The sequence below is a fragment of the Streptomyces sp. NPDC045955 genome (genome assembly GCF_056430805.1).
In genome coordinates, this window is sequence record NZ_JBWKKY010000003.1 from 281,432 (window position 1) to 295,160 (window position 13,729).

A 13,729-nucleotide genomic window follows, 5' to 3' on the forward strand; every position below is an offset into this window, starting at 1 on the left:
CGCGGGGAACTGCGCGACCAGCCACAACGGCGCCGCACACGACCAACGACAAAGCGCGGCAAATCCTCAGTCGAGTCCGCCCAACACGTTCTGATCCCAATCAATAACCGACCCGGTAACCACCCCGGACCGCTCCGACAGCAGAAACACAACGAACTCGGCGATCTCATCCGGCTGGCCCAACTTGCCCATGGGCAACCGGGCAGCAGCGACCTCACGCCAGCCATCCCCCGCGCCGTGGAACACGCGCTGCGTGGCGTCCTCGCCTTCCGTCGCCGTCCAGCCGATGTTCAGCCCGTTGATCCGGATCCGGTCCCACCGATGCGCGTGCGCGGCGTTACGAGTCAGCCCGATCAGGCCGGCCTTCGCAGCGACGTACGGGGCAAGAAACGGCTGCCCGCCGTGCGCCGACGACGTGATGATGTTGACGATCGTGCCGGGCGCCTGACGCGCCACCATGTCCGCGACCGCCGCCTGCATCGCGAAGAACGGCCCCTTGAGGTTGATCGCGATGTGCTGGTCGAACAACTCGGGCGTGGTGTCCAGCAGCGTCCCCCGTGAGGTCAGCCCGGCGGAGTTCACGAGGCAGTCGACGCGGCCGTACGCCTCCACGACCCGGGCCACGGAGGCCTTCGCCTGCTCCGCGTCCGACAGGTCGGCCCGCACGTACAGGGCCTTGCCGCCGGCGGCGGTCAGCTCCGCCACCAGGGCCTCACCGGGCCCGGGGCGCCGCCCGGTGACGGCCACGACCGCACTCTCGCGGACCGCGGCCCACGCGATGGCGGCGCCGACACCCTGAGTGCCGCCGTTGACCAGGACGATCTTGTCGTCGAGAAGTCCCACGAGGTTCCTCAGCTCTCCCGCCGTGCGGTACCGGCCCGCAGCTCCGCCCGGAGCGCCTCCGGGGACCACCCCTCGTACAGGGCCCGCCGTACGAGGTCCGCCTGCGAGGGCGGGGCCAGGCCGTCGACCGGCGGGTCGCTGTCGAGGTTGGTCGGGAAGGGGTAGCCCTCGGCGCTCGCCGCGATGACGTTGGCCAGCCACGCGTCGCTCGCGCCCTCGGCCTTCCGCTTCAGCAGCACGGGGTACACCGCGTTCGCCACGGCCTCGCGGTCCACCGTCTCCATCGCGCGCCCGAACGCGGACGACACCTGCAACAGGTTGGCCATGCGCCGGATGTCCGCCGAGCGGTTGGTGCCGGCGGCGTGGAAGAGCGCCGGGTTGAAGAAGACCGCGTCGCCCTTCGCGAGCGGCAGCTGCATCTGGTGCGCCTCGAAGTACGCCCGGAACTCCGGGCGCCGCCAGGCGAGATACCCCGCCTCGTACTTCTGCGAGTGCGGCAGGTACATCGTCGGCCCGGACTCCACCGGCATGTCGCAGTGCGCGACCGCGCCCTGGAGGGTCAGCACGGGGGAGAGGCGGTGCACGTGCCCGGGGTAGGCGGCGGCGGCCTCGTCGGACAGGAAGCCCAGATGGTAGTCGCGGTGCGGGGCCTGGGCGGCGCCGCCCGGGTTGACCACGTTGAGCTGCGAGGTGACCTGGTAGCCGGGACCCAGCCAGGCCGTCGCCACGAGGGCGAGGACGTCGTTGGCGTAGTAGTCGCAGAACACCTCCGCGTCGTACAGGGCCATCTTCTCCAGCGCGTTCCACACCCGGTCGTTGGCGCCCGGCTTCGCGAAGTGGTCACCGGCCGTCGCGCCCGAGGCGCGCTGCTCGGCGATCAGGCAGCCGAACACGGCGGTGGTCCGGTCCACGACCTCCGGGTCGGGAAAGGCGCCGCGGAAGACGACGATGCCGGGCCCGTCGGCGAGCGCCCGCACCAGCTCGGCCTGGACCACCCGGTCGCCTTCGAGCAGGCCGGTGTCGTAGATCAGTACGTTCCGCTCCACGGCGGAGGCGTGCGGATAGTCGGCGGGATCGGTCGCCTGCTCGACCAGCGCGCGGAACGCGTCGAGGTCGCAGTCCTGCTCGGACAGCCAGGCGCGGCGGTGTACGGAAGTGAAGGACATCGTCGTCCCTTCGGGGTCACGGAGCGACGCAGCCCTGTCATTCTTGTCAGTACAAACCCCTCGAACAACCAGCAGTGAGCCATCAAAAACCCCTCAAGGAGCCGGAGCATGGGCCACCCCTTCCCGATCCGGGAGATCGCACGTCAGGCGGGCCTGAGCGAGGCGACCGTCGACCGGGTCCTGAACGGCAGGGGAGGGGTGCGGGAGAGCACGGCCCGGGAGGTGCGCCAGGCCATCGCCGACCTGGACCGCCAGCGCACCCAGGTCCGGCTCGTCGGCCGGACGTTCATGGTCGACATCGTGATGCAGGCGCCCGAGCGCTTCACCACCGCGATCCGCGCCGCCCTGGAGGCCGAGCTGCCGTCCCTGCACCCGGCGGTGCTGCGCTCCCGCTTCCACTTCCGCGAGACCGGCCCGGTCGGGGAGCTGGTGCGGATCCTGGACCGGATCGCCCGGCGCGGCTCGCAGGGCGTGATCCTCAAGGCCCCGGACGTCCCCGAGGTCACCGCCGCCGTCGGCCGTCTCGCGGCCGCCGGCATCCCGGTCGTGACCCTGGTGACCGACCTGCCCGCCAGTGCCCGCCTCGCCTACGTCGGCATCGACGACCGGGCGGCGGGCGCGACGGCCGCCTATCTGACGGGCCAGTGGCTGGGGGCGCGCCCGGGCAACATCCTGACCAGCCTCAGCAGCGGTTTCTTCCGCAACGAGGAGGAGCGCGAGATGGGCTTCCGCAGCGCCATGCGGGCCCGGCACCCCGAGCGCACGCTGGTCGAGATCGCCGAGGGGCAGGGGCTGGACGCCACCCAGTACGACCTCGTCCGGGCCGCTCTGGAACGCGACCCGGACATCCGCGCGGTGTACTCGATCGGCGGCGGCAACATCGCCACGCTGCAGGCCTTCGACGACCTCGGCCGCGAGTGCGCCGTGTTCGTCGCGCACGACCTCGACCACGACAACACCCGGCTGCTGCGAGCGCACCGCCTGTCCGCGGTGCTCCACCACGACCTGCGCCAGGACGTGCGCGAGGCCTGCCACACCGTCATGCGGGCACACGGGGCGCTGCCGCCGGCCGGTCCCTCGCTGCCGTCGGCGATCCAGGTGGTGACGCCGTACAACATGCCCCCGCAGGCGACGGCCGTGTGAGCCGGGACGGTGGCGGGAGCGGGGCCCGGCGTGTATCCGGAGCGCGGTGCGCCACGGCCCCTACGGTCGTCCTCATGTGGACCTCACGCCCGGACGGCGGGCCGGACCGGTTGCTGACGCTCGCCGACGGCGTGTTCGCCATCGCCATCACGCTGCTGGTCCTGGACCTCTACGTCCCGCGGGAACTGGACGCGGACCGGTACCACGAGGCCCTGCGCCGGCTGCTCCCGGACCTCGGCGCCTACGCGCTCAGCGTCGCGGTGCTCGGCAGTTTCTGGCACGACCACCGCAGGATCTTCCGTGACGTACGGGAGGTCGACGGACAGGTGATCATCCTGTCCCTCGCCGGCCTGGGTGTCGCGGCCCTGGTGCCCTTCCCGACCAGGCTGCTCGCGGAGTACGGCGACGAGCCCGTGTCGGTCGCCGTCTACGCGGCGGCGGTCGCCGCGCTCGCCGCCTGCCATCTGGCAGTGGCCGCCGTCCTGGCCAAGCGCCCATGGCTGCGCGACGGCACCTCCTCCGACACGGGCAGCACGCCCTACCTCCTCGAGAGCGCCACGCTGGTGGTGGTGTTCGCCGTGACCGTCCCGCTGGCCCTGGTGGCCGGGGGCCACGCCATGTGGCTGTGGCTCGTCCTCGTCCCGGTGAGGTTCGTCCTGGGCCGCCGCCTCGAGAAGGCCGGCTGAACGTCAGGCCCCCACGGACACGTCCGCCCAGGCGCCGCTCGACGCCGACCGCGCCATCGCGTCCAGGGCGGCCGCACTGCGTACGGCATCGGCGAGGGTCGCCCCGTGCGGGGTGCCCTCGGCGACCGACCGGAGGAACCGGTACGCCTCGATGACCTTCAGGTCGTCGTACCCCATGGCGTTCGCCGCGCCGGGCTGGAACGCGGCGAACTCGCCGTGGCCCGGGCCGACGTACACCGTCGTCACGGCCTGGTCCTGGTACGTCGTGCCCCGGCTGATCCCCAGCTCGTTCATGCGGCGGAAGTCCCAGAACACCGCGCCCTTGGTGCCGTGCACCTCGAAGCCGTAGTTGTTCTGCTCGCCGACCGAGACCCGGCAGGCCTCCAGCACGCCGCGCGCCCCGGAGGCGAAGCGCAGCAGGCAGCTGACGTAGTCCTCGTTCTCCACCGGGCCGAGCTCGCCGCCCGAGGCGCGGCTGTGGCCCGCGGTCGCCCCGGTGGGACGGGCCCGCTCCGGCAGGAAGATCGCCGTGTCCGCCGTCAGGGACGCGATGTCGCCCAGCAGATGACGGGCCAGGTCCGCGCCGTGCGAGGCGAGGTCGCCCAGCACGCCACTGCCGCCCCGCTCCCGCTCGTACCGCCACGTCAGCGCGCCCTCGGGATGGGCGGCGTAGTCGCTGAACAGCCGGATGCGGACATGCGTGACCGTGCCGATCTCGCCCGAGGCGATCAGCTCGCGGGCCGCCTCGACGGCGGGCGCGTTGCGGTAGTTGAAGCCAACGGTGCCCTGCACACCGGCCTCGGCCACCGCGTCCGCCACCGCACGGGCGTCCTCGGTGGTCAGACCGACCGGCTTCTCGATCCAGATGTGCTTGCCCGCCTCCGCCATGGCGACGCCGATCTCGCGGTGCAGGAAGTTCGGCGCGGTGATGCTCACCGCCCGCACCCGCGGGTCGGCGACCACCTCGCGCCAGTCCCGCGTGGTCGACGCGAACCCGAACTGCGCGGCGGCCTCCGCCGCCCGGCCCGGCACCTCCTCGGCGACCGTGACCAGCTCCGGAACGAGGGGCAGCTGCGGGTAGTGGTGCCGCACGCGCGCGTACGCCTGGGTGTGCACCCGCCCCATCCAGCCGAAACCGACGACGGCGACGCCGAGCGTGTCCACCATGAGAGCCCCTCTTTGGACCGTTCCAGAACCTGTCCAGCCCACCCTGGGCGCGGTTTCCCGTCGCTGTCAACCCTTTGACAAGGCCACGACCCGCATGGAACGGTCCATGTCATGAGACCGCCGACGATCCGCGATGTAGCCGAACGGGCCGGCGTCTCCAAGTCGCTGGTCTCCCTGGTGCTGCGCGGCTCCGACCAGGTACGCCCCGAGAAGCGCCAGGCCGTCCTCCGGGCCGCCCAGGAGCTCGGCTACCGGCCCAACGCCGCCGCGCGCAGCCTCAGCGAGCAGCGCACCCGCACGGTCGGCGTCCTCCTGAACGACCTGCGCAACCCCTGGTTCGTGGACCTCCTCGACGGCCTGAACTCGCTCCTGCACGCAGGCGGCCTGCAGATGCTGCTCGCCGACGCCCGCCTCAACCGCCGCACCGGCCAGGATCCGGCCGACCCGCTCCTCGACCGCGTCGACGGCCTGGTCGTGGTCGGCACCCTGCCCGACCCGGCGGCCCTCCGTGCGGTCGCCGAGCGGATGCCGGTCGTCCTGGCCGGCGCCCGCGAGCCCGTGCCGCCCGGGGTGGACCAGGTCGCCGGCGACGACGAGCAGGGCGCCCGGCTGGTCACCGAGCACCTCATCGGCCTCGGCCACCGCCGCATCGCGCACCTCGCGGGCTACGGAGCCGTCGGTGAACTCCGCCGCCGCAGCTTCGAGGCGACGATGCGGGCGCACGGGCTGGCGGACCGGGCCGTCGTCGAGACCGGCGACATGACCGAGGAGGGGGGCTACCGCGCCACCGTCCGCCTCCTCAGTCGTGCCGACCGCCCCACCGCGGTCTTCGCCGTCAACGACATCACCTGCGTCGGCGCCCTCTCGGCGGCGGAGGAACTGGGCCTGCGCGTCCCGCACGACGTGTCCGTCGTCGGCTACGACAACACGAGCATCTCCAGGCTGCGCCACCTGTGGCTCACCACCGTCGACAACGCCGGCCACGAGGTCGGCCGCCGCGCCGCCCGCTTCCTCCTCGACCGCTTCGAGCGGCCCGGGGGAGAGGGACGGATCCATCTGGCGGCCCCGACACTGGAGATCCGGGGGACGACGGCGCGGCCGTCGTAGTCCCGCACGCCTTGCGAAACCTCCACGCACTCCATGGTCTTCATCGGCCTGGCCGCCGTACGCGGTGCGCGCCGGGCGGTGGGGGAGAGGGCGGGGCGGGATCTCACCGGCGCCCATTGAGCGGGGAATCGGCCCACGGTGTCCGTCTCGACCTCTATGCCCTGGTCCGATGCACCCGTTGACTTAGCGTATTGTTTGCGGCATATGCCCACGGGGTGAGGCTCGTGGGCATCCTAGGGCGAAGGGGGAGCAAAGGGTGGATGACGCGCGGGACCGGCGTGTCCGGCGAGCCGAAACGACCGGAGGTGCCGTCACGGGGCTCCTCGCCCTCGCGTCCTGCGCCGGACACGCGACCAAGGCGGAACTGCCCTGGTGGGCCGTACTCGCCGTCGCCGTGTCGACGGCCGGCCTCGCCGGCTGGACCGGGGCGCATCTCGGCCGCCGGCGCGGGGGAGGCGACGAGGCCGTCCTGGATGCCGGGGGGAGTCCCCTCGGCGCGTACGCGAACCTCACGCCGCACCGCGGTCACGCCCCGTGTGACGCCCACGAGGGTCAGGGGTGCGGATGCGGTAGGGTTGACCTGCGCGATCACGCGGGTCACCCCGCGCGAGCCGCATCGGGACGTGGCGCAGCTTGGTAGCGCACTTGACTGGGGGTCAAGGGGTCGCAGGTTCAAATCCTGTCGTCCCGACGTGTGAGGCGGCAGACCGAGAGGCCGTACCGGAACTATCCGGTACGGCCTCTCGGCCGTTCCCTGCGGAGCCGGACCGAGCCCCCAGCCCGCGTGCGTCAGATGAGCTGCGCCTCCGGCGCCCCGTTCCTGCGCACCCACTCCACCCGGTGCTCGGCGGCCAGGGCCAGGCCCCGGCGGCCGGCCTCGGCGGGTACCGGGAGCCGGCACAGGGCGTCGAGCGTGCGCAGCATCGTCTCCGCGAAGTGCCGCCCCAGTGCCGTGAGGCGGCCCGAGGACAGCAGGACCTCCGTGGCCTCCCGGGCGCCCGCCCGCCAACGGGCGAACTGGGCGTGCGCCCGGGCGAGTTCCTCGGGGTCCTGTTCCACGGCCCGGTGCCGGTTCCAGAACTGTGCCACCCCCAGGTGCGCGTACGCCCCGTGGAACAGTCCGATCAGAGGCCGGGGGTCCGGGCGCCAGGGCGCGTAGTACCGCTCCTCGCCGCTGGGCTCGAACAGGTCGAAGAGGTGCAGGACGGCGGCGAACTTGCTGTGCTGCAACTCGTGGGCGAGGGACAGGGCGAGAGCGCGGCCGGTGCGCGGCCGGGACAGCGCCATGGAGCCGAACGCGTCCGCGCTGCTGCCGCTGAAGCTGCCCGTGCGGCCGAGGGGCACCAAGGTGCGCGGGCCGGCGGCGAGTTCGGCGAACGTCCCCGGGTGGTGGTCCCGCAGCAGCCGGCAGGCCTCCCGGGCCGTGGCCTCCCACCAGCGCAGATCGTCCGCCGTCAGACCCAGCGGCCGCTCGGGCACGCCGGGGAAGCGCAGCGGGTCCACATCGTCCAGGAGCAGGGGCGCGCCGGTGTCCAGCACGACGAGCCGGTGCGCCGCCCGCCACCGTCCCGACGGCGCGTACGGCACCTTCGGCACGGGCACAGGGCCGGGAACGGAGCCCCGCCCCGCCACTCCGATCCGGGCCCCGCCGGCGGCATCGGTCTCCACCTCGGCCAGGTCACCGGGCCCGGCGCCGGAGAAGCGGACGCCGCCTAGCGAGGGCAGGAAGACCTGATCCGTCGTCAGGGGCCAACGCACCTGTGCGGACACGCCCGCGCGGACCGCCGCCGCCGCGGCGAGGGAGCTGAACCAGTGGACCGGCGGCTCACCCACCTGCCCGGACGCGCCCTCGACGACACGGTCCAGCCGGGCCAGCAGGCCCGTCAGCGCCGTGCCCGTCGACGGATGGGTGAGGACCGCCGACACCGCCCGGGGATCGGCCCGATGGGCGGCCGCGAGGAGCTCCCAGGCCTGCCCGGCCGCCTCGCCCACGCCGCCGCCGATCTCACGGGCGGCCTCCGTGACCGCGTGCGCGCAGGCCAGGCGGCGGCTGTACTCGGCACGGGCGAGCAGTTCCAGTGCCTCGGCCCCGCCGCCGCCCGTCGCGAGTGCGGTGAAGAGCCTGCCGGGCACACGGATCGGCACGGGGCTCATGCCGCTTCCGCCGGGGCGCTGCGCAGCCGTTCCAGGTCCCCGGCGAGCCGCTCCCTGACCCGCCCGATCAGTGTGGCCAGGTCGGCGCAGTAGACGCTGGGGTTGGCGAACCCGGTGGCGGGCCGGTAGCGGTTGGCGTAGTGGCCGCCGCCGCACACCCGCAGCAGCCGGCAGCCCCGGCACTGCGCGGAGAGACCGTCGGCGCCCCACTGGCGGGCCGCGACGCCAGGATGGCGCAGCAGCGCGTCGAAGGAGTCACGCTCGACATGGAGGCCGGTCCGCGCGGCGCCGGCGTAGGCGGTACGCAGCGTGTCGTCCTGGGCGAGCGCGCCGTCCGTCTCCACCACGGCGTACCGCACCGGCGCCAGGCCCAGCGCCTCCGTCTCCGGGGCGCCGCCGAGCAGCAGCGTCATCATGTCCTCGAGCAGCCGCACCCGGGTCTCCCGCCGCGGGGCCCCGTACCACCGCTCGAACACCCGCCACAGCCAGTCGGCGTACGGTGCGCCCGGCAGTCCGGGCCGCAGTCCTGGCGGGGGAGTGTGCCAGTTGCCCTGCGGCAGCAGGAAGTCCACCGCGGGCGGGCGGTACGTCAGCAGGTGCTCGTAAGCGCGCACCGGGTCGTTGCCGAGGTCGATGGTGCACAACAGGCCCGCGAACAGCTCGCGATGGGGTCCGTCGGCCAGCCGGTGCAGGGCGGCGGCGACCCGGGCGTGGCTGCCGCGCCCGTCGGCGCCCCGGCGGTTCCGGTCGTGTGCGGCGCGGTCGCCGTCCAGGCTGACCGAGATCCGGATGCCGTGGGCGGCGCACAGGTCGAGCCAGCGTTCGGTCAGCCGCACGCCGTTGGTCTGGAGCGCGAGGTGCAGCCGTACGCCCGGACCGGCCGCGGCGCGCAGGACCGAGGCGGCCCGGCCGACGGCGGCCTCCCCGGCGAGCAGCGGCTCGCCCCCGTGCAGCACCACCCCGGCCTCGCGTGTCCCGTGCGCCGCCAGGTGCTCGGCGATGCGCTCAGCCGTGCGGTCCAGTGTCTCCGGTGCCATGGTGCGCGGCTGTTCGCGCCAACTGCTGTCGTGCGAGCGGTACATGTAGCAGTACCGGCAGGCGAGGTCGCAGCGGCTGTGCACCTTCAGCACGAAGGAGTGGAACGCAGTGGGCGTCCATCCGGCCGCTTCCCGCGCCGCGACATCGGCCGCGACCGGCCACGGTGGCTCCGCATGGCGCAGTCGATTCATACGTACCCCCCGGTTCGCATGCCGACCGGCCCGGTGCCCGTCCGGCCGGCCCACGCCATTGGGCTCAGTATTCGGCGCCGGTGACAGACCGTCAACATCGAGATTCCGTCGTCCGGGCCGCCCCCGCCCGAAAGTAGCCGTTTTCCCGGGCCGCCCCGTGGGGACGTCAACACTGGACACGACGTCCCCGGACACGGACGCGCAGGCGTGCGGGACCGCCGCGTACGGCGGTCCGTGGGGCACCGCGGAGGATGGGGCCATGGCAGAGCTCGAGGAAGCGGGTGCCGAGCAGGGCGAGGCGACCCTGGAGTCCGTCGTGCTCGACCTCACCGGCGTGCCGCTGGACGACGTCGCCGCGCTGCCGTCCTCGGTGCTCGGGGAGACCCTGCGCCGGCTGCGGACGGGGCGTACCCCGGGCGACCCCTTCGTGACCGGGTTCAGCGAGAGCCAGTGACCGGCTCCGCGTGCGGACACCCCCTAGCGCGAAACCGCCTGATCAGGGGCAACCCGCCTTATACTGACCGTCCCTGACTGTCGTGCTCCACCGTCCAGCACCTGCCGTCGAAGCGGAGTGGCCATGCCCGACCCCCACGCAGCCGACCGCCCGGGACGGTTCGCCCTCTTCTGCTCCACCGCGGAGAACCTCGGCGTCAGCACGACCGTGCGCAACGTCGCCGACCTGCTGGCCGCGGGCAACCGCAGCGTCCTGATCGTGGACGGCCGCGCCCCGGGCACACCGGAGAACACATCGACGCCCGAGCCCGAGCCCGGACGGACCGCCCTCGTGGCACGCCCGGACGCGGCGTCCCTCCTCGCCCTCGCCTCGGACCCCGCCGCACTGCGCTACGACCATGTCCTCGTCGAGGCGCCGCTGCCCGACGCGCCCGGCGCGCCGCCCGAGGGCAGGCTCGGCTCGCTGGCCGACTCGCTGGTGCTCTGCTTCGCCATGACGGCCTGGTCCATCGACGGCGCCGCCGCCCTGGCCGAGCAGATGAGCGGCGGCCGCTCCGGCCGGCCCGTACGCCTCATGGCCCTCGGCCTGAAGAGCAACGTCGAGTCGCACGACCGGCTGCGCGGCGCCCGCGAACGGGTCCGCCGCAAGTTCGGCCCCCTCACACGCACCTCCGGCACGGCCGAGCTCGCCTTCCTGGAGATCCCGTACAACCCGCTCTACCTGGACACCCGGCAGCTCGCCGTGGAGAGCGAGCCGGAAGGCTCCGTGACCGGTCTGCGCCCCTACTACGAGCGGCTCGCCGACTGGCTGCGCAACCGGCGGCCGGTGCCGCTCAGCCGGGTCACCATCGTCCACTCCCAGCGGCACGCCCCCTGGGCGGCCTGGCTGGAGGACCAGTTCCGGCGCGGCGGCATCCGCACCGAACTGCGCGCCCAGGACGCCTACTCCGGCGACCGGCCGGCCCCCGGCACGGCCCTGCTGTTCCTCTCCCCGGCGGACATGGACCACGCCGCGCTGGCGCAGCTCGCCGCGCTGTCCCACCCCGACGTCCGGATCGTGCTGGCCGACGAGCCCTTCCCGGACCCGGGGGCCGCCCACCACGAGCGCATCGACCTGCGCGGGACCGACGAGGACGAGGCCGTGCGGCGGCTGTGGTCCGGACTCGGCCTCAGCACCCCGCCCCCGGCGGACGGCCACCCCGGCCCACGGTTCCCGCGCCTGCCCGCCGTGACCAACGTGGCCCCCCGCTACAGCGGTTTCGTCGGCCGGGACGACGTCCTCGGTACTCTCCTGGAGGAACTGCACACGGCCGGCCGGGACCGCACCCCGCTGGTCGTGCACGCCGCGAGCGGCTGGGGCAAGAGCGAGACCGTCCGGGAGCTGTGCCACCGTTTCGGCTCGGCCTACGACGTCGTCTGGTGGGTGCGCTCCTGGGAGATCCCGCGCGCCCGCCGCGGCCTGAACCGGCTCGCCGGCCGGCTGGACCTGGTCACGACGGGCGACGGCGCCTCCCCGGAGCTGTTCGAGCACCTCTCCCGCACCGACACCCAGAGCTGGCTGCTCGTCTACGACGGAGCCGAAAGCCCCGACGGGCTGCGGGAGTTGCTGCCCACCCCGCACGCACGCGGGCACGTACTGATCACCAGCCGCACCGCCCCGGCCACGGGCGGCATGGCGGCCTTCGCCCTGCCGCCCATGTCGCCCGGAGAATGCCGGGCCGTCCTGGCGGAGCAGCTCCCGGAGATCGACGAGGACCAGGCCGAGCACGTCGGACAGGTCGTGGGCTTCGTCCCGCTCGCCGTGCGCATCGCCGCCCTCTGTCTCGCCGAGCGCGCCGCGGCACACCGGCGCGACGACAGCATGAGCGAGAGGGCCGCCGCCCGGGCGGCCGTCGCCCATCTCCTGGCCGAGTACCGCACCGCCCAGCAGGCCCTGCTCGAACGCGAGAGCGCGGCGCCGCCCGTGACGGTCATGGTGAAGGTGGCCCGGCAGACGGTGCTGCACACGCCGGGCGCCGCAGCCTGGCGCGCCGAGAGCCGCACCAGCGACGCCCTCGGCTGGCTGCTGAACGCGGCGTCCCTGCTCACCGGGCGCGGCATGGGGCTGGAACTCCTGCGGTCGAGACGCATCCTCGCGGAGCTGGCCCACGACGGTACGAGGGCCCGGAACCCGGGCGCGCCACGGAACCCGGCCGACACGCGGCTGCCCGACGAGCACATGGTGAGCGTCGCCCTGTGGGCCCTGTCCCGGGTCGGACTCCTGGACGTCGACTTCGACCGCACCGAGCAGCCCCTCGGACAGCACCACGCCGTACGGGACGCCGTCCGCGCCGGCATGGAACCGGCAGAGCGCGCCCACATCGAGCACGTGCTGCGCGGCACCCTCGCCGAGTTCACCCCGGACGAGAACCGTGACCTGCCCGCCGACTGGGCGCGCGAGGTGTACTCCCTGCGGCTGTGGGAGGACCACCGGCCCCGCGTCCGGCGGTCCCTGCTGCGCCACCTCAACGCCCTGAGCCAGCGCGGCGAGACCGCCGACCGGGCCCGCATGCTCGACATCTCCGAGCGCGCGCAGCGGGCCTGGTACCCGGAGGGCGACGACCCGTCACCGGAGTACCTGCGCCTGCTCAACCTCACGGCCCGCGCCCACCGCCTCGAAGGCGCCTACGAGCAGGCCCGTCAACTGGCCGAACAGGCCCTGCGCGGCCACCGCCGACTGCTGGGTCCGCTGCACCCGAGAACGCTGCTGTCCGCCGACTCCTACGGCGCCGTCCTGCGCTCCCTCGGCAGGTTCTCCGACGCGCTGTTCCAGGCCCGGCCCGTGCTGGAGGGCCTGACGCTGCTGCTCGGCCCGCAGCACAGCGCGTCCGTACAGGCCGAGCACAACCTCGCGTTCACCGAGGCGCTGAGCGGACGGGCCCCCGACGCACTGGCCCGGCTCCTCGCCCGGCTCCGCTACCGGCAGGCCGTCGGCGGCGAGGACGACCCGGTCGTCTGGCAGTTCGCCGACCTGCTCGCCTGGGTCTACCGGACCCTGGGCCGCGACGCGGAGTCCCAGGACCTGCTGCGGCAGTGGCTGCACCGGCACGGCGACGTCCCCACCGGCACCCGGCTGGGCATCGAACGCGGCCTGGCCATCAGCGAACGGCGCATCACCTACAACTCCGCCCGCTCGCACGAGACCGTCTACGGCTACGAGAAGGCCCTGGAGCGCGACCGGCGGGTGCTCGCCGAGTCCACCAGCCGGTTCGGCGCCGACCAGCTCGAGACCGTCCGCTGCCGTTTCAGCCTGGCGGCCGACCTGCACGCGCTCGGCAAGCACGACGAGGCCGAACACGAGGCCCGCCAGTGCAGCCGCGCCCTGGAGAGCACGCTCGGCGCCTGGCACCCCTACGCCGGACTGGCCGGGATCCGGCACGCGGTGTACCTGCGGGCCACGGGCGCCGTCGAGGAGGCCGAGGCCGCCGGCAGGGCCGCGCTCAACCTCCTTCAGGACCGGCTCGGCGACAGCCACCCCTGGGTGTCCGCCGCGGAGAACTCCCTCGCGGCCACCCTCGCCGCGGCCGGGCGGACGGAGGAGGCCGTCGCACTCGCCGAGCGCGCCCTGCGCCGTTTGCGGGACCTGGACATGGGGCATCGGCCCGACGGGCGGCGGGTGAGTGCCCACCACACCTGGCTCACCTCCCGGACGACCGGATCCACCCCACCGGCCAGGGACTTCGACATCGATCTGGAACTGCCCGGCATCTAGGGGGCTTCTGATGGATCTCCGTGGAAGAAG

General features: G+C 73.7%; 10 protein-coding genes and 1 tRNA gene. 6 read left to right on the forward strand and 5 right to left on the reverse strand.

Annotated features, from left to right (window positions below):
• Window positions 1-66: 66 nt before the first annotated feature.
• Entirely contained in the window at window positions 67-843 is a 777-nt protein-coding gene (locus AC07F0_RS07705; RefSeq protein WP_478975561.1) for an SDR family oxidoreductase, read from the reverse strand.
• Window positions 844-851: 8 nt separating this feature from the next.
• A complete protein-coding gene (locus AC07F0_RS07710; RefSeq protein ID WP_478975564.1) occupies window positions 852-2,009 on the reverse strand; it encodes a phytanoyl-CoA dioxygenase family protein in 1,158 nt (385 codons plus the stop codon).
• Between the two features lie 108 nt (window positions 2,010-2,117).
• Between AC07F0_RS07710 and AC07F0_RS07715 the strand changes: the two genes are divergently transcribed.
• Window positions 2,118-3,152 (forward strand): LacI family DNA-binding transcriptional regulator, encoded by a 1,035-nt coding sequence (locus AC07F0_RS07715; protein ID WP_436727169.1) that lies wholly within the window; start codon window positions 2,118-2,120, stop codon window positions 3,150-3,152.
• Window positions 3,153-3,226: 74 nt separating this feature from the next.
• Window positions 3,227-3,838, forward strand: coding sequence for a TMEM175 family protein (locus AC07F0_RS07720; RefSeq protein WP_478975567.1), 612 nt, complete (start codon window positions 3,227-3,229; stop codon window positions 3,836-3,838).
• Between the two features lie 3 nt (window positions 3,839-3,841).
• Here AC07F0_RS07720 and AC07F0_RS07725 read toward each other — a convergent pair whose 3' ends face one another.
• Window positions 3,842-5,005 carry a Gfo/Idh/MocA family protein gene (locus AC07F0_RS07725; protein ID WP_436727167.1) on the reverse strand — a complete coding sequence of 388 codons (1,164 nt, stop codon included), beginning with the start codon at window positions 5,003-5,005 and terminating at the stop codon, window positions 3,842-3,844.
• Window positions 5,006-5,116: 111 nt separating this feature from the next.
• Here AC07F0_RS07725 and AC07F0_RS07730 point away from each other — a divergent pair, with 111 nt between their 5' ends.
• Both AC07F0_RS07730 and AC07F0_RS07735 read left to right on the forward strand, forming a co-directional pair.
• Complete coding sequence (locus tag AC07F0_RS07730; protein ID WP_478975570.1) at window positions 5,117-6,112, forward strand: LacI family DNA-binding transcriptional regulator; 996 nt, start codon at window positions 5,117-5,119, stop codon at window positions 6,110-6,112.
• A 617-nt stretch (window positions 6,113-6,729) separates the two neighbouring features.
• Window positions 6,730-6,803 (forward strand) — tRNA-Pro (locus AC07F0_RS07735).
• Window positions 6,804-6,901: 98 nt separating this feature from the next.
• On the opposite strand, the gene AC07F0_RS07740 is transcribed toward AC07F0_RS07735, so the two are convergent.
• Entirely contained in the window at window positions 6,902-8,266 is a 1,365-nt protein-coding gene (locus AC07F0_RS07740) for an HEXXH motif domain-containing protein (protein WP_478975573.1), read from the reverse strand.
• The gene (locus AC07F0_RS07745; RefSeq protein WP_478975576.1) at window positions 8,263-9,495 is read right to left on the reverse strand and encodes an FxsB family cyclophane-forming radical SAM/SPASM peptide maturase; all 1,233 of its coding nucleotides are present in this window, start codon (window positions 9,493-9,495) and stop codon (window positions 8,263-8,265) included. Before AC07F0_RS07745 ends, AC07F0_RS07740 begins: the two co-directional genes overlap by 4 nt.
• Before the next feature lie 259 nt (window positions 9,496-9,754).
• Here AC07F0_RS07745 and fxsA point away from each other — a divergent pair, with 259 nt between their 5' ends.
• Both fxsA and fxsT read left to right on the forward strand, forming a co-directional pair.
• Window positions 9,755-9,949, forward strand: a complete 195-nt coding sequence (fxsA, locus tag AC07F0_RS07750; RefSeq protein ID WP_478975579.1) for an FxSxx-COOH cyclophane-containing RiPP peptide — start codon at window positions 9,755-9,757, stop codon at window positions 9,947-9,949.
• Between the two features lie 123 nt (window positions 9,950-10,072).
• Window positions 10,073-13,699 carry an FxSxx-COOH system tetratricopeptide repeat protein gene (fxsT, locus tag AC07F0_RS07755; protein WP_478975582.1) on the forward strand — a complete coding sequence of 1,209 codons (3,627 nt, stop codon included), beginning with the start codon at window positions 10,073-10,075 and terminating at the stop codon, window positions 13,697-13,699.
• Window positions 13,700-13,729: the final 30 nt, after the last annotated feature.